This window comes from Streptomyces sp. NPDC002958, assembly GCF_055563255.1.
The window spans coordinates 1-18,957 of the sequence record NZ_JBVHDS010000027.1 but is presented as its reverse complement, the minus strand read 5'-3'; the positions used below and the strand labels follow the sequence as shown (position 1 = coordinate 18,957).

The following is an 18,957-nucleotide window of genomic DNA, read 5'->3' as shown; positions in this document are numbered from 1 at the left end:
TGACCGCCCATCAGGAGGCCCCGGTGGACCAGTAGTCGGAATGCACGTTCGGGCGCGGGAGGGGGTAGACCCCTTCGTAGGACGGCCCGTTCGGCTTGGAGGCGGGGTCGGCGACCTTCGACTCCTTCACGCAGGGGCTGTCCGCTTCGAAGAACGCCTGCCCCTTGCCGCGGAAACTCACACTGATGCCGAAGCCGGCCTTCGTCTGTGCGTAGACCGCCGGGAACTCCTTGTCCTTGTTCTTCGCCTTGATGCGGTAATCGCTCTTGAGCCAGAACTTCTCGACCTGGTCCAGGAAGCTCTGCCGACGCTCCGCCGACACGATGGTCATCACGGCACGCCTGCGCGTCACATCGCAACTGCCCGTCGTTGTCGGGCCGTGCGCCCACTGCACCTCGGGATCGATCTCCTTCAGCACGGCGTCGAGCATGCCGTCGGACGTTTCGGCGGCCTCCTGCATGTTCATGCCGCCATCCTTGGTGCTCTCGGCGCTCTTGGTGGTGCCGACGCTCTCGCTGCCGCTCGATCGTGCGTCTTCGTTGCCGCAGCCGGAGAGGGTGAAGCCGACAGCCAGGGCCACCGCAACGATCTGGAACCTTCGCTTCATCGCTGTTCCTCCATCTTGAGCCTGTCGGAGTGGCCCGACACGATCAGAGCGATGCTGTCCGCCGACATAGCGTCTCGTACCGGATCGAAGTAGTTGGAGTGCGCATCGAAGCTCACCCCGTCGGTGCTGATCAGGGGCTGGCCCGGGGCGACCGGGAACCGCGTGGCCCCGAAGGCCTTGCTGGCCGGGTCCTTGCCGAACCAGAGGTCGTCGTCGCCCGGGTCGGCCAGGTCTCCGGCGAAGTATGCACCGGCGGGCCCTCCCAGAATCATCCCGATCGTACCCACGGCGGCCTGAGTCTTGGACGGGAGCTGAGTCACCGGATCGTTGGCCGCGGCACCGACGAAGACATGACCGCTGCCGACGCCGAGGTCCACGGCGCGGTCCACGCCCACCCCCGGACTGCCGACCAGGATGATGTCGTCCACCCCCGGAATGCCGCCGTCTCGCTGCGTCGCGGCGCCCACGGTGCGTGAACCGTAGGAGTGCCCGATGGCCGTGATGTGCGGGTCCTTGTTCTGGTTGGTGGCCGCGATGCCGCCCATGAAGTCGCTGTACGCCGCACCGCCCTTCTTCGCCCGGCCGGTGCCCGCGACCGCCAGGCTGTGCAGCCCGTCCGGCGTCTGCGGTGCGTCGTATCCGAGCCAGACGATCGACGCGGTGGACTGGTCGTAACCCTGGGCGCCGATCGCCGTGTCACGGGCACGCTTGAGATCGTTCTTCGCGAATTCCTCGTCGAGGGAGGTGTTCAGCCCCGGCACATAGGCCGACACGTTCTCCGAGGTGTCGGGGTTCCCGTAGGAGACGATGGCCCGCCCGTTCCCCTCGTCGCTGATGCCGATCAGGTACATCGGCGGCTGGCTCCCCTCCTGCAGCTGCCGGTCGATCTCCTTCAACGCCGCCAGCTGATCCTTCGACTTGGAGTCGGTCTTCCCCTCCAGCTTCGAAATCAGGTCCGGGAGGTTCTTCCGGTTGGCCGCGTCCCTGTCCGCCACCGGGATGCCGTCCAGATTGCCGATCTTGTCCGGGGACAGCTCCAGGTACTGATCGCGTTGTTGCTGCGTCAGCCCGTTCCACCAGTCCCTGCGTTGGGCCGCAGTCGCATGGTCCGGAATTCGGTCGTTGAGGTAGTCGCGCTGCGCGTCCCGTACCGCCCCCTCGACGCGGCTACCGGAGCCCGGCAGCCCGGCCACCGCGCCGCCGCCCCCGCCGGATGCCTTGGTCATGTCCCAGGCGGCGGCAACGTAGTCGCCCTTGTTCCACTTGTCGCTCGCGCCCCGGGCGGCCTGGGCGATCTGGTCGGCAATGTCCTTGGCGCTGTCGACGGGGTGAAGGACCGTATCGACTACGCCGCTGACGTCGCCCCACAGGCCGTCGTCGCCGACGACTCCGGTGAGGAAGTTGCCGTCCGAGGGACGGGAGGAGTTGTCGTCCGGGCTTCGTCTACCCGCGTCGACCTGCGTAGAGGAATCGTCGCCGGAAGAGTTGTCGGTGCCGCCGGTGTCGGTGCCGCCGGTGTCGGTGCCGCCGGTGTCGGTGCCGCCGGTGTCGGTGCCGCCTGAGCCGCCGGATGCGGCGGAGCCACCGGAATCCGAGCCGCCGGACGCAGCGGAGCCGCCTGAGTCGGACCCGCCGGACGCAGCGGAGCTGCCCGAGTCGGACCCGCCGGATGCGTCAGATCCTCCGGACGCGGTGGACCCGCCGGATGTGTCCGAGCCGCCGGATCCCGTGCCCCCGGTCACGGTCGAGCCCTCGGAGCCCGCACCGCCGGCGGAATCGGATCCGCCCCCGGTCGATGTGCCGCCGCTACCCGCATCCGTGCCCTCGCCGGCGACCACGTCGACATCGGGTGCGGGGCAGGCGCTTCCAGTCAGTTGGCAGATCGCGTTCCGGATCTCCCCGGTCAGCTGCCCACCGATCCCCGTCGCCACGAGCCCACCGATGAGGGCCACGACCACGAGGATCATGCCCAGGTATTCCATCGCGGTCTGACCGGCGTCCCTACGCCACTTGATCATCCGCGCGATGCTGAACGGACGGTGCTCGGCGCGCTGTTCAGGACTGAGCCCGAACCATTCGCGCGAGCCGGACCGGAGCAGCAGGACGACGACGACCACCGGCATCACCAGTTGCGCCACGCCCTGCCCGCCGGTGTCCTCACCCAGCACCGCCAGGGCGCCGAGGGTGAGCCAGGCGTGTACGGCGAGGAGCCCGCGCCAGATCCAGACGCCACCGGTCCGCATGTACAGCGACAGCACGAATCCGGTGACGCCGGGCAGTGCCGCGTACAGCAGCATGCCCAACAGGCGGCCGTCTACCGCGTCGACGGACGAGGCCACGACCAGCGCGTCGATCACACCCACGACGGTGACGACGAAGAGCAGCCGGACGAGAATCAGCACCGCCTGCAGAGGGCGCGACAACGACTGTCTGCCCGAAGGGACTTCGGCAGCACTCATATCGGCGCCACCCGGAACCGCTAATTCTCGTATGCCAGACACGACGAGTCTCCCAGCTTGGTGAGTGGGCGCAGCGACAGTTCAACCGGTCTCTTCATGCGACCACACCCACACCGGGCGCGGCATGGGCCCCAGGGCCCAATGCAGGACTCAAAGTCCCAGGTGGACAGCCTGTCCCCTACCCCCACCGACTGGCCTGATATGGGTCATTGGGGACGATGACGCGACGTCAGGGAGCTCCGGCGGACCAGAAGTCGGAACGGACGTTGGGGCGGGGAAGGGGGTAGACGCCTTCGTAGGCGGGGCCGTTCGGTGGGGTGGTGGATTCGGCGACTTCCGACTCCTTCACGCAGGGGCTGTCGACTTCGAAGAAGGCTTGGCCTTTGCCGCCGATACTGAGGCTGACACCGAAACCGTCCTTCGTTTGCGCGTAGATCGCCGGGACATCCACATCTTTGTTCACGGCCTTGATCCTGTATCCGCTCTTGCGCCAGAAGCGATCCACCACACCGAGGAAGCTACCCCTGCGCTCTTCAGAAACAACGGTCATCACTACTCGCATGCGAGACACATCACAACTTCCAGTACTAGTCGGCCCGTGCGCCCACTGGACTTCTGGCTTGATCTCCTTCAGCACTGCATCAAGAATCCGGTCAGCACGCTCTGCCGCACCTTGCATATCCATGTCGATTCGCTCCCCCCGATCCGATGAAGTAAAGCTATTTGCGCAACCAGATAGTGGCGCACAGAACACCATCGCTAATACCAGCACGCGAAACTGATGCCTCAACGAGGCTCCTCCATTTTGATCTCACGAGATCTCCCTGTGGCAATCAACGCGATGCTGTCTGCCGATACAGCGTCTCTCTCCGGGTCAAAGTAATGAGAGTGGGCATCGAGAGAGAAGCTGTCACCACTGACCAGCGGCGGCCCTTCATTCACATGGAACCGTCTCGCACCAAATGCTTGACTCGCCGGGTCCTTGCCGAACCAAAGGTCGTCGTCTCCCTGATCGGCAAAATCTCCCGCTGCACGAGCGACCTTCGACCCACCGGCAATCAGCCCCACCGCACCCACAGCGCTCTGCTGCTTGGACGGAAGTTTGGTCACCACGTCATTTTCGGCGGCACCGACAAAGACGTGCTCCTTGCCGACGCCAAGGTCCTCGGCCCGATCCACCCCTACCCCCGGACTGCCAACTAGAATGATGTCGTCAACCCCAGGGATCCCACCGTCATACTGCGTTGCAGCCCCCACTGTGCGCGAACCATACGAGTGCCCGATTGCCGTCAGGTGCGGGTCTCCTGTCTCGTTGGTTGCTGAGAGACCAGCCATGAATCCGTTGAAGGCGTTCCCACCCTTCTCAGCCCTTTCGTTGCCCATAACAGATAGGCTAGCCAGTCCATCCGGCGTCTGTGGCGCGTCATATCCGAGCCAGACGATCGCCGCACTTGAGTGAGAGTACTTGGATGAACCCTTCGCCGTATCCCAGGCACGCTTGAGATCATTTTTTGCAAAGTCTTCATCCAGGGAAGTATTCAACCCCGGCACATAAGCCGAAACATTCCTAGCCATATCCGGATTCCCGAACGAGACGATCGCCCGCCCATTCCCCTCATCCCCAATGCCGAGCAGAAACATCGGAGGCTGCCGCCCCTCCCGCAACTGCCGGTCGATCTCCCGCAGCCCCGCCAATTGCGTCTCCGCCTTCGCGTCGCCCCGCCCCTCCAGCTTTCCCATCAACAGCTGCAGGTTGTCCCGGTTCGCCGCGTCCCTCACCACAGCCGGAATGCCGTCCAAGTTGCCGATCTGGTCCGGGTACACCGCCAGGTACTCCTCGCGCTGTTCGTCCGTCAGCCCGGCCCACCAGGCCTTCCGCTCGGCCGGCGAGGCATCGCGGGGGATGTCGTCTTTCAGGTAGCCGCGTGCCGCGTCCCGTACCGCGGTCGCGTCGCCCGCCGCGTCGGTCCACGTGGTGTCGGGGACCTTCAAGCCCTCCTGGGCCCTCAGCCTGCGCAGAATGCGGGCGTACCGCCAGTCGATCTCGGCCGCCGTCCGTACGGCCTTCGCCACACGGTCCGCGATGTCCTGCGCCTTCGCCACGTTCGGGTTGGGCGCGACCAGTCCCGAGGGCGGCAGGAGGCCCGGCATCGCGCCCACCGACGCCGTCCCGCCAGGCAGCGGCTTTCCGTCGATCAGGCCCTCGCCCGCCGCCGGATACGTCACCGAACCGTCCGTGTGCACGGTGAACTTCAGGGCCTCCGCATCGTCCAGCGCCTCCCGCAACGCTCGTTGCTGGATGCGCAGCTCATGGGCCAGGCTGTTCAGCGTCGTACGGAGCAGGCCGCACTCCGTGTAGACGTAACTCAGGTTCCGGCTCAGCTGTTTGAGACGCACGACGGCCGCGTCCGCCGCCGCGCCCCGCTGCGTACCGCGCAAACCGTTCAGGAGTTGCGCCTCGATCCGGTCCCGGCCCGCGTCGGCGCGGTTGCTCGCCTTCCCCCACCCGTCGGCCGCGCCTTCCAGTTCGCCGCACTTCAGGTCCCGTAACTGCGCCCAGGTGAGGGTCATCGCACCCCGTCCCGACCCGTCGACGCCACCGGCGCGAACGACGCCCTCACGGTCTCGTCCGTCTCGCTCTGGGCCCGGGCGACGGCCCGCAGTTTCCCGGCCAGGGCCCCGCACTCCCTCCGCGCGGCATCGAACCGTCGCTCCCACGACTCCCGTACGGTCCCCAACTCCGCCAGCGCGGTCAGACCGGCAGTCCCCGCGAGCAGGTCCTGATGCGCGGTCTCCAGTTCCGACTTCACCGGGCCGAGGTGCGTGACCATTCCTTCCGCACCCCGGGCGGCCCGCGTCCAGACCCCGTTGCTGTGCTTCAGTACGTCCCCGTCGCCGCCCGCCAGATCGCTCAGCCGCTGACGGCCGCCCGGCTGTCCCACCACTGCCATTACGGTCACCCCGCTCCGTCCTTGCTCGTGGAGCGGCACTGTGCCAAATCGCTTGCTGGCGACACGCCGTGCCCACACCCGCCTCAAGGCGCGACACCCCCACAGGCCCGGAACATCAGGTCGTGCAGTTCACTCGAACGGGCTACCGCCCAGCCGCACTGGGACCGGCAGCGGTGTCTCGCCGGCCATGGACAACATCCTCACCGTCATGCCCGCGAAGTGGGGGCGGTGGCCTGCACCCTGGTCGCCGGACACCCCGTCGCCGTCACCTGCGCCCACGACAACACCGTACGGATCTGGGATCTGATGCGTCCCACCGCGGCACCCACGGCGACGCCCACCGCGGCACCCACCGCGGCGCCCACGGCGATCCGGCTGGCGAATCGTTGCCGCACACTCGCCGTTTCCGACGGCCATCTCGTGGCCGCCTTCGACAACGACGTGGCGTTCTTCACCCAGGAGCGTGCCTCAGGAGCTGATTCCTGGGCCTGTGCAGTGATCGTCGCCGCATGCTCTCGCGCGGTGGTCAGGCCACGACGTCGGCCGGTTCCGGGTCGGCGGCCAGGCGGGCGTGCAGGTGCTCGTCGTGGTACGCGCCGTCGCCGTAGCGGTGGGAGTCGCGCAGTGTGCCCTCGGGAAGGTAGCCGCAGCGGTGGGCCACCCGGCAGGAGGCCTCGTTGCCGGTGGCGTGGGCGATCTCGATCCGGCGGGCATCAGCCGTCTCGAAGGCCCAACTGGTCACCGCTCCGGTCGCTCTGGTGGCCACGCTCCGTCCACGAGCGGCCGGGAGTGTCCAGTAGCCGATCATTGCGAGGCCGTCCGCGCGGTCGACCCAGCTCAGACTGACGGCGCCCAGCAGGGCGCCGTCGGCCGCGCCCAGTACGGCAAAGGTGGCGGCGGCACCGCGGTCCCAGCCGCCCTCGCGCATCTCCAGCCACGCCATGGCCTCGGTGCGATCAGCTGCCGGAAAGGGGTTCCAGCGGGAGATCAGCGGGTCCGCGGCGGCGGCTATCAGGCCGTCGAGCATCGCATCCAGCTCGTCGGCCTCCCGTGACCACGGGCGCAACAGCACGTCCCCCAGGTCGAGCGTGGCGCGGACGAAGGTTCGCCGGTCGACGGGGTTTTGGGCAGCGACCGAGGGTACAGGCGTGGAGGTACTCATGGCAGCTTCCTACGCGATCACGCGACGCACCGCCATGCAATTTCCGTCGGTCAAGGGCGTGATGGCGCACCCGCTCAGCAGACTGCACCCGGCCCCGCCGCCGCCGTGGCCGTCGCCCGGAGCAGATCCCGCACCAGTTCGTAGTCGATCGCCTCCGTCTTACGAAAGCGCAGGCAGCCCTTCCCCATGTCCTGCCCCGCCAGCCGCTCCGCGAAGGCCTCACGCACGTCGCTGCGCATCAGGTAGAAGGAGATGTACTGCTTCTGCGAGGCGAACGCGATCTCCGCGGTGCCGTTGCGCTCGTACGCGGGCATCCCGTACGCCATGACCTCGTCGAACCCGGCCAGCTCCGCCCGGCACAACTCCCGCAGCCTCGTCAGGGCGTCCCTGCGCTCCTCGGGCACCTCGGCCAGATACCCGGCCACGTCCTTCGCCTCGCTCCGCACCATGCAACGAGGCTATGCCGGTCCCGTACATCTGTCGCCCGGCCCGCACTCCCCCTCGCCCTCCCCCTTCGCCGCACACTCCACCCAGAGCAGCTTCCCGCCCTGCCCCGGCAGTCCGCCGCGCATGGGGTAAGCGCCCCAGCTCTCCGCGTAGAGGGTGACGAGGTACAGCCCCCGCCCCCGTTCGGCGAGCTCCTCCGGGGCTTCGGCACTCCATTGGAAGGGGGCGGGAATGTGCGGGTTGGTGTCCCAGACGCTCAGCCGGATACGACTGCGGCCGGCGTCGCGCAGGCGCAGGGAGTACGCCCCCGAGGAGTGCAGATAGGCGTTGGTGACCAGCTCGCTCGCCAACAGTTCAGCGGTCTCGGTGAGTTCGCGCATGCCGTGGACGCGCAGGATGGTGCGGAGGGTGGCGCGGGCGACGCCGGGGGCGCGGGGATCCTGCGGGAGTTGGAGGGTGTACGTCCAGGGCGGGGATACCGTGGCACTGACCATGGAAGTCTCCGTTCACGGAGGGAAGTTGAATCGTGGGCTTTCGGATACCCGGTGACGAGGCCGCTCCGTCGAGCGGGGTACTTCCGGGCGGGTGGCCTGACATCCAAGGTAGCGACCCACAGCTAACGTGTTAACCGATTCTTGGTGAATCAATAATCTGACACCCTTGTGGGTGACCAGCCGCTCAAGGAGGCGAATAAACCCGTGAGAAGCCATCCAACGGGTCGTCAACTTCGGTTCGGAAGTGAGCTGCGCAAACTCCGCGAGCGCGCAGGACTCACTGCGACCCAGGCCGGTCAACTCCTGGGCGTGAAGCAGAACCAGATCAGCAACATGGAGGCCGGACGAATCGGCGTGAGCCTGGCACGCCTACGCGCTCTGGCCAGCCAATACGACTGCGCCGACAAGGACGTGGTTGCCGCGCTGGGGCACATGACCTCCGAACGCACACGCGGCTGGTGGGAGGAGTACCGAGAGATTCTGCCCACGCCGCTCCTCGACCTGGCGGAGATCGAGCACCACGCCCGCCGGCTGCGAACGGCCGTCACCGTTCACATCCCCGGCCTCCTCCAGACTGCGGAATACGCACGCGAAGTCTTCCGCCAGGACGTGCCGGAACTGTCGCCTCCCGACATCGAGCACCGCATCTCGTTCCGTATCAAACGACAAGCCGTGCTCTTCAAAGAATCACCCACGCCGCACCAGGCCGTTGTCCATGAGGCCGCGCTGCGCATGCAGTTCGGCGGTCCGGCGGTGACCCGCAAACAGCTTCAGCATCTTCTCGACATGAGCGAACGCGAGCACATCACTCTCCAGGTGATCCCATTCTCCGCGGGAACCTTTGCCGGGTCAGGTCAGTCGATCTACTACTTCCTCGGACCGGTTCCGCAGCTCGACACCGTCAACCTGGATCAGTCCCACGGCCCCGTTTTCCTCGACGCCGAGGCCCAGTTGGAGAAGTACCGGGTGCTGCTCAGCCGCATGGAAGCCACCGCGCTGGACCGCGACAAATCCAGGAACTTCATCCGCAACATCGCCCGCGACCTGTGAAGGAACCCACCATGCCTGCTCCCGCCTGGCAGAAGGCCTCGTACTGCGCCCAGGGCAACTCCTGCGTACACATAGCCGCCCCCGCCCCCGGCACGGTCTGCCTCACCGAGTCCGGCGACCCCACCGGCGCGATACTCCGCACCACACCCGCCGCCTGGGCCGCCCTCGTACGCACCCTCAAGGAGAGCCACCCCCATGGCTGACGTCCCCACCAACCTGACCTGGATCCGCGCCGCTCCCGAGGGCGAGGAAGGCCCCGGCCCCTGGATCGAGATCGCCTTTGGCCCGGACGAACTCGTATACCTCCGCGAGACCGGCGACCCCACCAACATCGTCACGACTACCCAGACGAAATGGGACGCCTTCACCAAGGGCGTCATGGCTGGCGAGTTCGACCACTTCGCAGAACTAGACGGCGACCAAGGCACGGCGGCATCGGCCTGAACCGCCCGAACATCGCCTCTCCCGGTCCGGCCCCAAGCTCCAAGTTCGCGACGAGCGTCAGCACATCGGGCCGGTGCGCGGCCAAGGCAGGGGCAGTCGCCCGCACGCCACCGTCGATCGCCCGCCCGCCGTCATCAGTCGCCCATCCGCCATCATCGGCATATTCGGCCACGTGTCCGACCGGCCCGCCCCGGGCATGGTCAACGGCATGAACGACAAGCCGGGCCGGATACTCCACTGGAACTTCTTCATCGGCGGCCACCTGAGCGCCTCGGTGCCCGTACGCCTCGTCGAGCGCACCGACGCGGGCCAGCTGGTGTGGATGGAGACTGGCACGCCGATGTGGCGTACGAAACTTCCGCGCGGGGCGCACCTGCGGGACATCGCCCCGCACGAGCGCCCGGCCGACGGCTTTCCGGTGGTCGCCGACCGGTGGCCGATGGGCAGCGCGCTCTTCTACCAGCCGGCCGGTGCCGCGCACTCGGTGCTCTGGCTCTTCGGCCGAAGACAGAAGTTCCGTGGCTGGTACGTAAATCTGGAGCACCGGGTCCACCACGGCGACGACATCGACATCACCGACCACGAACTCGACATCAATGTGGCACCGGACCGGACCTGGCAGTGGAAGGACGAGCAATCCTTCGCCGAGAAGACCGGGCACCCGGCCTACTGGACGGCCGACGAAGCGTCAGCCATCCGGAACGAGGGCGCCTCGGTCGCACGGCTCGCCGAGGCCGGAACGTTTCCCTTCGACGGCACCTGGTGCGATTTCAGGCCGCCGCCGACCTGGACGACACCTCCACGGCCACCCGCCCCACGCCACCCCTTGCTCTGACCTGGCCCTGCGCTGACCAGACCCTGCGCGAGAGTCTCGGCCAGGGTGGCGGGATGACAGTCATTGCCCGGGGTCACCCCCCGTGATACACAGAGTAACCATACGTATTCGGTCATACACCGATTCGATCCGCAGGTCAGGGCGGTCGGACCGGTCAAACGTGCGAGATCCGAGTAAAGAGGGCCGTCAAGCCGTCGCACGAAAGCAGTTTCATCAGCGAAGATAGAGAGCGACCCATGTCGTGTGGCAGGGGCAATGAACTACCCAACAGGGGCGGTGACTTACATGATCCTGGCAGCTGAAAAGGGCGACATCACCACCATCATCGGCGGAATCGCCCCAAACTGGGGCCCGTTCGGGACCTTGGGCAACGAGGCCCGCGTAATGATCGAGGTGGTGATGGCCATCGCCATCCTGCTCTGCCTCGGCATCGCGGTCTGGGGTGCGGCAAAGCAGCGTATCGGCGCCACGGCACTGCGCGACACGTTCAGCGCGGAGCAGGGCAAGGGGCTGATCGTCGCCGGTCTAACCGGTGTGTTCATCATTGGATCGCTGGGAACTCTGTTCACCATCGTCTACGGGATGGCCGTCTGACCGGCCGTCATCCCACGCCAGGGGCAGTCCCGCCCACCCCCACACCATCCGCCCGTCGCGCCCACCGGCAGAGGTTGCGTCTCCCTGATGTCGAGTCACCACACCGCGCCCACGCGGAAACCCGCACGGCTACCGTCGTACTGCCCGGTTCAGAAAACGGTTGAGGGAGCGTACGCGGCATGAGTCTCGGCGACGAGAACGGCTACGGCAGCGGTTCAGGTCATACGGACGATGGATACAGCACCATCGGCGGTACGCGCCAGACCCGTACCCGCCTTCCCGACGGCGAGGGCGAGAGCTACGGCACCCCGCGCCGCCCCGCCCGCAGCTCCCGCTCCCTCGTCACGGTGGTCGGCGTGGTCGTCCTCCTGATCGCGGCTATCGCGTTCGCGAACATGGGCGGAGGAGGCGGAGAGACGGGCGGCGGCCCGGAGAACGGGGCGAGCAAGGCGGGGCCGGCGCCTACGGCGGCTACGGGGACGAAGCCTGTTGACGTCAAGAACGGCACCATCGCGTCGGGCTTCGCCCACGACGACCAGGGTGCGCAGAGCGCTGCGGCGAACTACTCCGTAGCGCTCGTTTCTGCGGATATCCTCAAGCCGACCAGGCGCGCCGAGATCGTACGCCAGATCTTCATCCCCGCCAGAGTCGACGAGCTCGAAGCCAAGTTCAATCAGGCGTACAACAAGGACTTCCTCGGCAAGATCGGCCTTGACGAGAACGGCAACGCAGCTGCTGGCATGACCTATGTCTCGCGGACTGCTCCGGTCGGAACCAAAGTGACTGAGTCCTCGGGCGCCTCTACCACCGTGGAAGTCTGGTGCACAGGGGTCTTCGGCACGGCCGGTGTCAGCTCCACCAACCCGGTGAGTAGCGACTGGTTCACCATGACGCTGAAACTCCAGTGGGAGGGCAACGACTGGAAGGTCGACAGCTTCTCCCAGAAGGAGGGACCAGCACCGGTCAACACCGACCGTACGGCCTCCAACGCCGACGAGATCGCCGAGGCAGTCGAGGAGTACGGAGGGTTCACCTATGCCCGCTAGTTCACGTCTCGTACTCAAGGTCGGTGCGGTCCTGGCAAGTGTCCAGGCAACCACCGTAATCCTGGCGACTCGTGCTGCAGCAGCACCGACGCCCACCCCCTCGGCCACACCGTCCGACAAGGACAAGTGCGACCTCATCGTCGGCCCCGCCAAGGACTACTGCGAGAACGGCGACGCAGGCGCCCCCAAAACCGGCCCCTCCCCCACCCTCGACAGCTCCCTGGACCCCCTCTCCTCCCTCGCCCGCGGCTGCGCCGACGCCGCCGCATGGATCGTCGGCAAGCTCAGCGAGGCCGTGCAGAGCACCGCCAACGTCGACTTCACGAACACCAAGTTCCTCCAGCAGTACGCGATCGTCTTCGCCGCCTCCACCATCCTGACGCTCGTCCTGTGGCTGCTCGCCGTGGCCAAGCGCGCGATCCGTGGCGTGCCGCTGACCACCGCGATCTCCGAGGCCATCGGGTTCCTGTGGCTGACGGTCCTCGCCTCGGCGTTCACCCCGCTCATCCTCTACACGGTCGTCTCCGCGACCGACAGCGTCACCGAAGTCATCGCCACATCCTCGGGCGGGCAGACGGACGTCTTCTTCGGGTCGTTCGCCGAAGCGCTCAAGAAGGGCTCCGACATCGGCGGCGGACCGATCATGCTGATCGTCGTCTCGCTCGTGTCGATCCTCGCCGCGGGCATCCTCTGGCTGGAGCTCGTCATCCGGGCCGCCCTGCTCTACGTCGGCGCCCTCCTCGGCACCGTCGTCTACGCGGGGCTCGTCGACAAGAACATGTGGGGCCACGTCCGCCGCTGGGCAGGCATCATGATCGCGGTGATCATGGTGAAGCCGGTCATCGTCGTCGTGCTCGCGCTGGCCGGCGCGCTCTCCGAGGACGACGGGCCGGACGCGTTCTCCGCCGTCGTGTCCGGTCTCGCCATCATCCTGCTCGCGATCTTCGCCTCCGCGATGATCTACCGGTTCGTCCCCGGCTTCGGCGACGAGATCCAGGGCGCCCGCACCAACCGCAAACAGGCCACCGACGGCTCCCAGGCCGCCGCGATGATCAGCTCCCCTGCCGCTCTCGTCTCCCAGGGCATCAAGACCCACAGCGGCCGCAGCGGCCAGAACGGCGGCGACAGCGGCAGCGGCGGGGGGCGGCCCGCCAACCCGATCAGCGGCGGTGTCGCCGCGCACAGCTCCCGCAACTCCGGCGGCGGAAGCGGAGCCGGCGGCGGATCCGTCCCCGCCGCACCCTCGCCCCGCAGCGGATCGGCGCCGACCTCCGGCACCCCCCACGGCAGCCGCTCCCCCCGAGGTGGCGGATCAGGCAGTTCAGGTAACAACAGCACGGGAGGTGGAGGGCGTTGACGACTCAGTCCCACACGATCGCGCCCCGCCGTACGTATCTCATCGGCCGGGCCCGGCCGAACGCGATCGTCGGCAAGAACCGCGAGACCGGCGAGATCGCGCTGATCATCGCCGGTGCGTTCCTCGGCATGATGAGCGGGCTGCTCGTCCCCTACCTGGCCCCGCGGATCGTGCTGCTCGCGGGCTTCCCCCTCCTCGCCCTCGCGATCGTGTACCTCCCGTACAAGCACCGCACCCTCTACAAATGGTTCGAGATCAACCGCAGCTACAAGCGCACCCTGCGCCGCGGCACGACCTACCGCTCCGCCGCCATGGAAGCGGGCGTCGGCGCCGACGGGCGCGAGGTCGAGATCGGGCCGCCCCCCGGCATCGGCCGGATCAACTGGCTCGCGGCCCCCTTCGGTCCGGACGAGATCGCCGTACTCCTGCACGCCGACCGCCGCACCGTCACCGCCGCGATCGAGATCGAGGGCCCCGGCGTCGGGCTGCGCGACAGCGAGGACCAGGAAGCCCTCGTCGACCGGTTCGGCACGCTGCTGAAGCATGTCGCCAACGGCGACGGCTTCGTGACCCGCATTCAGATGCTGGCCCGCACCCTCCCCGCCGACCCCGACGCCCACGCCAAGGACGTCGCCCAGCGCGGCGACAAGACGTCCCCGGGCTGGCTGCAGGAGTCCTACGACCAGCTCCAGTCCATGGTCTCCACCTCCAGCGAGCAGCACCGCGCCTACCTCGTCGCCTGCATGCACTACACCCGCGAGCTGGCCGCCGAGGCCAACGCCATGGCCCGCGCGGCCCGCCCCGCGACCGGACGCAAGCTCGACCGGGACGCGGGCCTCGCCGTCGTCATGGCACGCGAACTCACCGACATCTGCGCCCGCCTCGCCGAGGCGGACATCCGGGTCCGTCAGCCGCTCGGCCAGAGCCGCCTCGCCTCGCTCGTGCACTCGATGTACGACCCTGACCACCCCATCGACCACATCCAGGCCATGACCAAGCGCAACGCCTGGCCGGCCGAACTGGACGCGGTCGAACCGACGTTCCTCCAGGCCAAGACCCGCGAGTCGGCGACCCGCGCGCCCTGGTGCCACTCCACGGCCTGGGTGAAGGAGTGGCCGATGACGCCCGTCGGCGTCAACTTCCTGGCCCCGCTCCTCGTCCACACACCCGATGTGATCCGTACGGTCGCGGTCTGCATGGACCTCGAACCCACCGAGGTCGCCATCGAGCGGATGCTCACCGAGAAGACCAACGACGAGGCGGAAGCCAGCCGTCAGGCCAAGATGAACCGCACCGTCGACCCGCGCGACCTCGCCGCGCACGGCCGGCTCGACCAGCGGGGTGAAGATCTCGCGAGCGGCGCGGCCGGAGTGAACCTGGTGGGGTACATCACCGTGTCGTCGCGATCGCCGGAATCCCTCGCCCGCGACAAACGGACGATCCGGGCCTCGGCCGGAAAGTCGTATCTCAAGCTGGAGTGGTGCGACCGCGAGCACCACCGCGCCTTCGTGAACACCCTGCCGTTCGCCACCGGCATCCGTCGCTAGCCCGCACATATCCGAGAGAAACGAGAGGGAGGTCGGTCACGCCATGCGAGATCCGCTGTCCGCGCTGTCGGACGCCTTCACCGCCTTCCTCTTCGGGAAGGTGGAGACGACGAGGCTGCCGGTCCGTACGTCGACCGGACAGGCCCAGGCCGTCTACCTGCCCACCGCGGCCCCCGGCCTCGGCGACTCCGGCGTGATCATCGGCCGCGAGGTGTACTCCGGCAAGGGCTACATCTACGACCCGTTCCAGCTGTACGGACAGCAGCTCCCCGCCCCGCACTGGCTGGTGCTCGGCGAGTCCGGCAACGGCAAGTCCGCACTGGAGAAGACGTACGTGCTCCGCCAGCTCCGCTTCCGCGACCGCCAGGTCGTCGTCCTGGACGCCCAGGGCGAGGACGGCGTCGGCGAATGGAACCTCATCGCCCAGGAGCTCGGCCTCACCCCGATCCGCCTCGACCCGACCTCCGCGCTCAACGGCGGCATCCGGCTCAACCCGCTCGACCCCGCGATCACCACGACCGGCCAGCTCGCCCTGCTCCGTACGATCATCGAGGTCGCGATGGGGCACGGTCTGGACGAACGGTCCGGCTTCGCGCTGAAGGTCGCCCACGCGTACGTGAACGAGACCATCACCGACCGCCAGCCGGTCCTGACCGACATCGTCGACCAGCTGCGCCACCCGGAACCCGAGTCCGCCGAGGCGATGAACGTCGACATAGATGACGTACGGGCCTGGGGCCTGGACGTCGCCCTCGTCCTGGACCGACTGGTCGACGGTGACCTGCGCGGCATGTTCGACGGACCGACGAGCTTCGGCATCGACCTCGACGCCCCACTGATCGTCTTCGACCTCTCGCACATCGACCGGAACTCGATCGCGATGCCGATCCTGATGGCGATCGTCGGCGTCTGGCTGGAGCACACCTGGATCAGGCCCGACCGGAAGAAACGCATCTTCCTGGTCGAAGAGGCCTGGCACATCATCAACTCACCCTTCGTGGCCCAGCTCTTCCAGCGCCTGCTGAAGTTCGGCCGACGGCTGGGCCTGTCGTTCGTGGCCGTCGTCCACCACCTCAGCGACGTCGTCGACGGGGCGGCGGCCCGCGAGGCCGCGGCGATCCTCAAGATGGCGTCCACTCGCACGATCTACGCCCAGAAGGCCGACGAGGCCAGAGCGACGGGACGTGTGCTCGGCCTGCCCCGATGGGCGGTCGAGATCATCCCGACCCTCACCCCCGGCATCGCCGTCTGGGACGTCAACGGCAACGTCCAGGTGGTCAAACACCTGATCACCGAAGCGGAACGCCCCCTGGTCTTCACCGACCGCGCGATGACCGAGTCCTCCGCGGTCGAACTCCTCCCGGAGGACGTACGCGCCGCCGACCTGGAGGCGGAACAGCGCGCGGCACGGATCGAGCACCAACAACGACTGAACGAGTCGTCCGAGTCAACGGTGGCCTGACATGACGGGGCGCGGCGAGGAACGTACCGGCGGCAGCGGAGGCATCCCGGACGGCCTGCTGATCGGCCTGCTGGCCTTCCTGCTCGGGCTGACACTCCTGGCGTGGACGGCCACCGGCCTGGCCGGGCTGTTCGCGCACGGCGCCTGGCCCGAGGGGGTCACCCTCACCGAGACCCCCCTGGCCATACGTCAACTCACCACCACACCGCACGACCTCCCGGCCGCCTGGCCGAACACCCCGGCGGGCGAACTCTCCGGGTACGGGCTGTTCTGGGGCCTGTTCATCGGCGAACTGATGGTGGTGCTGGTGCTGACGGTGTTCGTGCTGGGAGTGGTGGCCCGCTGGCGGGCAGTACGGGCCCGGCAGCGCAGCGGACGGTACGCGGACGTGGGCGTGGACGGGCCCGTACGGTCTCAGCAGCAAGCCCGGCCCGAGACCCAGAACCCACCGCAACGCCGGCCCGAGACCCAGAACCCACCGCAGCCACAGCCGGAGCCGCACTCACACCCGCAACCACAACCGACGCCCCAGCACGCGGCAGCCACGCCCTCCCGACCGACACCCCCAGCCCCGGAACCTGCCCCCACCCCTCTTCCCACGGAGCACACACCGGCAGAGACCGTTCTCCTCCCCTCCACCCGCGCCCCCCGCGTCGTCTACGGGTCGGCCGCCACCCGCCGCCCCACCGTCGTCCAGGCGATCCAGGAGGCCGACGGGCCCGCGCTCGTCGTCACTTCCGACCCGACCGTCTGGGCCGAAACGAAGGACGCCCGCGCCAAGCTCGGCCCGGTCCTCGTCTACGACCCGGGCCACCTCTGCGACACCCCGGCCCGCCTCCACTGGTCCCCCACGGCCGGCTGCGAGCAGCCCGACACGGCCTCCGCCCGCTCCACCGCGCTCCTGGCCCCGGTCCGGCCGCAGGCCCGCATCGACGCGACGACGGCCGACACCGCGGAAACGCTCCTGCAGTGCTGGCTGCACGCCGCCGCCATCGACGGCAGGCCCTTCCGCCAGGTCCACCGCTGGGCCCTCGGCGGCAACGCCCACGAGCCGGTGCGCCTGCTCCGTACGCACCCCAAAGCGGCCTCCGGACTCGCAGGCCTGCTGGAGTCCGCTCTCACCGCGCACGTCGAACGCCGTGAGATGGCACAGGAATTGACGGTACGGGCCTTCGCCGCGCTCTCCTCGGTCCACATCCGCGAGGCCTGCACACCGAACCGGGCCGATACGCTCGCGCTGGCATCTTTCGCGGGCGAAGGGGGCACCCTTTATGTGGTGGGTGAACCGATCGAGGATCCCCGCTCCGCCCCAGGAGCAATGCCCCTGCTCACGGCACTCGCCTCACACGTGGTCGAGCACGGCCGTCGCATGGCCGCACGGTCAACCGACGGTCGGCTCGACCCACCAATGACGCTCGTACTCGACGACATCGCCGCGGTGGCGCCCCTCCCCCGGCTCCCGGAACTGCTGTCGGCCGGCCCGGCGGCGGGCCTTCCGACCCTGGCCCTCCTCCGCTCCCAGGAACAGGCCCGCGCCCGCTGGCCCCAAGACCTCACAAGCCCGACACATTAGAGCCCGTCCGGCGACCTAGGACAGAACACACCGGACGCGGACGACCCCGGTCCTCCTACGGCCGCTTCACCGCGTACTCGAGCTCCCGAGCAGACGGGTCACCCGGCACAGGCACCGACTGCCCGGTAGCCACAAACCCGACCCGCCGATAAAACGCCGCAGCCCGCGGATTGTCCTCGTGCACATACAGCCGCACCCGCTCGATCCGCGGCTCCCCCAGCGACCACGCCCAGTCCGTCCCGGCCCGGAACAACTCCTCGGCCAGGCCCTCGCCCCGCGCCTCGGGCCGTACGAACACACCGACCACATGCGCCTGATAGACGTCGGCTGCCTCCCCGAACCGCGCCTCCGCGTCCGGCCGCTCGATCAGCACGGTGACGGTGCCGTCCCACCGCCCGTCGGGCGCGATTGCGACGAACTGCCGCACTTCACCGCTCCCGGCCTCGGACCCCCCGAGCGCCCGGTCCTGCCAGAAAGCGTCGGGCTGGACCACGCCCTGCGCATACGTCTCCAGAAAGGCCACCGGCGCAGCCGGGTCCTGCAGCGCCGCCAGCCGCAACTCCTTGACCAGGGACCATTCATCGGCGCGCACGGCTCGAATCACATGTTCCATCCGCCGATCCTGCCTCTCCCTCCTGACCTGCGCAAACAAAATTCACGGCCCCGGGCATCCCGAACACCCGCGCGTCGCACCCCGGTTACACGCCCCGCCACCTCCCGCCCCGGTCCGACGCCCGCCACGGGCCCGCTCCGTAGCGTCGACCGCATGCCGCTCCTGGACAAGATCGCCTACGACACCCACCTGGTCGCCCCGCCTGAGAACAAAGAGGGGTAAACGCAGAAAAGCCCCGTGCCACAAGGGCACGGGGCTTTCCCGTAAAAGGAGTTCGGCGGCGTCCTACTCTCCCACAGGGTCCCCCCTGCAGTAC

The 18,957-nt window shown here is 68.1% G+C and carries 20 protein-coding genes; 10 read left to right on the top strand and 10 right to left on the bottom strand.

What is annotated here, in order from left to right; all coding sequences use genetic code 11:
- Window positions 1-10 precede the first annotated feature (10 nt).
- The 9 genes from ACZ3IC_RS29275 to ACZ3IC_RS29235 form a co-directional block, all read right to left on the bottom strand.
- The gene (locus tag ACZ3IC_RS29275) at window positions 11-607 is read right to left on the bottom strand and encodes a hypothetical protein (RefSeq protein WP_467420976.1); all 597 of its coding nucleotides are present in this window, start codon (window positions 605-607) and stop codon (window positions 11-13) included.
- Window positions 604-3,066, bottom strand: a complete 2,463-nt coding sequence (locus ACZ3IC_RS29270; protein ID WP_467420974.1) for an alpha/beta hydrolase — start codon at window positions 3,064-3,066, stop codon at window positions 604-606. The genes ACZ3IC_RS29275 and ACZ3IC_RS29270 overlap by 4 nt, the downstream gene beginning before the upstream one ends.
- A gap of 229 nt (window positions 3,067-3,295) precedes the next feature.
- The gene (locus tag ACZ3IC_RS29265; protein WP_467420972.1) at window positions 3,296-3,856 is read right to left on the bottom strand and encodes a hypothetical protein; all 561 of its coding nucleotides are present in this window, start codon (window positions 3,854-3,856) and stop codon (window positions 3,296-3,298) included.
- Window positions 3,853-5,637: an alpha/beta hydrolase gene (locus ACZ3IC_RS29260; RefSeq protein WP_467420970.1), complete on the bottom strand. Its 1,785-nt coding sequence runs from the start codon at window positions 5,635-5,637 to the stop codon at window positions 3,853-3,855. Before ACZ3IC_RS29260 ends, ACZ3IC_RS29265 begins: the two co-directional genes overlap by 4 nt.
- The gene (locus ACZ3IC_RS29255) at window positions 5,634-6,017 is read right to left on the bottom strand and encodes a hypothetical protein (RefSeq protein ID WP_467421098.1); all 384 of its coding nucleotides are present in this window, start codon (window positions 6,015-6,017) and stop codon (window positions 5,634-5,636) included. The genes ACZ3IC_RS29260 and ACZ3IC_RS29255 overlap by 4 nt, the downstream gene beginning before the upstream one ends.
- A 129-nt stretch (window positions 6,018-6,146) precedes the next feature.
- Complete coding sequence (locus tag ACZ3IC_RS29250) at window positions 6,147-6,296, bottom strand: hypothetical protein (RefSeq protein ID WP_467420968.1); 150 nt, start codon at window positions 6,294-6,296, stop codon at window positions 6,147-6,149.
- Window positions 6,297-6,543: 247 nt separating this feature from the next.
- Entirely contained in the window at window positions 6,544-7,179 is a 636-nt protein-coding gene (locus tag ACZ3IC_RS29245; RefSeq protein WP_467420966.1) for a GNAT family N-acetyltransferase, read from the bottom strand.
- Between the two features lie 74 nt (window positions 7,180-7,253).
- The gene (locus ACZ3IC_RS29240) at window positions 7,254-7,628 is read right to left on the bottom strand and encodes an iron chaperone (protein WP_467420962.1); all 375 of its coding nucleotides are present in this window, start codon (window positions 7,626-7,628) and stop codon (window positions 7,254-7,256) included.
- Between the two features lie 9 nt (window positions 7,629-7,637).
- Window positions 7,638-8,120 carry an ATP-binding protein gene (locus tag ACZ3IC_RS29235; protein ID WP_467420960.1) on the bottom strand — a complete coding sequence of 161 codons (483 nt, stop codon included), beginning with the start codon at window positions 8,118-8,120 and terminating at the stop codon, window positions 7,638-7,640.
- Window positions 8,121-8,324: 204 nt separating this feature from the next.
- On the opposite strand from ACZ3IC_RS29235, the gene ACZ3IC_RS29230 reads away from it, so the two are divergent.
- The 10 genes from ACZ3IC_RS29230 to ACZ3IC_RS29185 all read left to right on the top strand — a co-directional run bounded on the left by ACZ3IC_RS29230 (window position 8,325) and on the right by ACZ3IC_RS29185 (window position 18,028).
- Entirely contained in the window at window positions 8,325-9,170 is an 846-nt protein-coding gene (locus ACZ3IC_RS29230) for a helix-turn-helix domain-containing protein (protein ID WP_467421096.1), read from the top strand.
- Between the two features lie 11 nt (window positions 9,171-9,181).
- Window positions 9,182-9,373 carry a DUF397 domain-containing protein gene (locus tag ACZ3IC_RS29225; protein WP_467420958.1) on the top strand — a complete coding sequence of 64 codons (192 nt, stop codon included), beginning with the start codon at window positions 9,182-9,184 and terminating at the stop codon, window positions 9,371-9,373.
- Window positions 9,366-9,614: a DUF397 domain-containing protein gene (locus ACZ3IC_RS29220; RefSeq protein WP_467420956.1), complete on the top strand. Its 249-nt coding sequence runs from the start codon at window positions 9,366-9,368 to the stop codon at window positions 9,612-9,614. The genes ACZ3IC_RS29225 and ACZ3IC_RS29220 overlap by 8 nt, the downstream gene beginning before the upstream one ends.
- A gap of 196 nt (window positions 9,615-9,810) precedes the next feature.
- A complete protein-coding gene (locus tag ACZ3IC_RS29215) occupies window positions 9,811-10,449 on the top strand; it encodes a ribonuclease FAU-1 family protein (RefSeq protein WP_467421094.1) in 639 nt (212 codons plus the stop codon).
- A 285-nt stretch (window positions 10,450-10,734) separates the two neighbouring features.
- A complete protein-coding gene (locus ACZ3IC_RS29210) occupies window positions 10,735-11,043 on the top strand; it encodes a hypothetical protein (protein WP_018101695.1) in 309 nt (102 codons plus the stop codon).
- Window positions 11,044-11,222: 179 nt separating this feature from the next.
- A complete protein-coding gene (locus ACZ3IC_RS29205; RefSeq protein ID WP_467420954.1) occupies window positions 11,223-12,089 on the top strand; it encodes a DUF8175 domain-containg protein in 867 nt (288 codons plus the stop codon).
- Entirely contained in the window at window positions 12,079-13,446 is a 1,368-nt protein-coding gene (locus ACZ3IC_RS29200) for a hypothetical protein (protein WP_467420952.1), read from the top strand. Before ACZ3IC_RS29205 ends, ACZ3IC_RS29200 begins: the two co-directional genes overlap by 11 nt.
- Window positions 13,443-14,993: an SCO6880 family protein gene (locus ACZ3IC_RS29195; RefSeq protein WP_467420949.1), complete on the top strand. Its 1,551-nt coding sequence runs from the start codon at window positions 13,443-13,445 to the stop codon at window positions 14,991-14,993. Before ACZ3IC_RS29200 ends, ACZ3IC_RS29195 begins: the two co-directional genes overlap by 4 nt.
- Before the next feature lie 43 nt (window positions 14,994-15,036).
- Window positions 15,037-16,455, top strand: a complete 1,419-nt coding sequence (locus ACZ3IC_RS29190) for an ATP-binding protein (RefSeq protein ID WP_467420947.1) — start codon at window positions 15,037-15,039, stop codon at window positions 16,453-16,455.
- A 1-nt stretch (window position 16,456) separates the two neighbouring features.
- Entirely contained in the window at window positions 16,457-18,028 is a 1,572-nt protein-coding gene (locus tag ACZ3IC_RS29185; protein ID WP_467420946.1) for a P-loop NTPase family protein, read from the top strand.
- Window positions 18,029-18,083: 55 nt separating this feature from the next.
- Here ACZ3IC_RS29185 and ACZ3IC_RS29180 read toward each other — a convergent pair whose 3' ends face one another.
- Window positions 18,084-18,641 carry a GNAT family N-acetyltransferase gene (locus ACZ3IC_RS29180; protein WP_467420943.1) on the bottom strand — a complete coding sequence of 186 codons (558 nt, stop codon included), beginning with the start codon at window positions 18,639-18,641 and terminating at the stop codon, window positions 18,084-18,086.
- Between the last annotated feature and the right edge of the window lie 316 nt (window positions 18,642-18,957).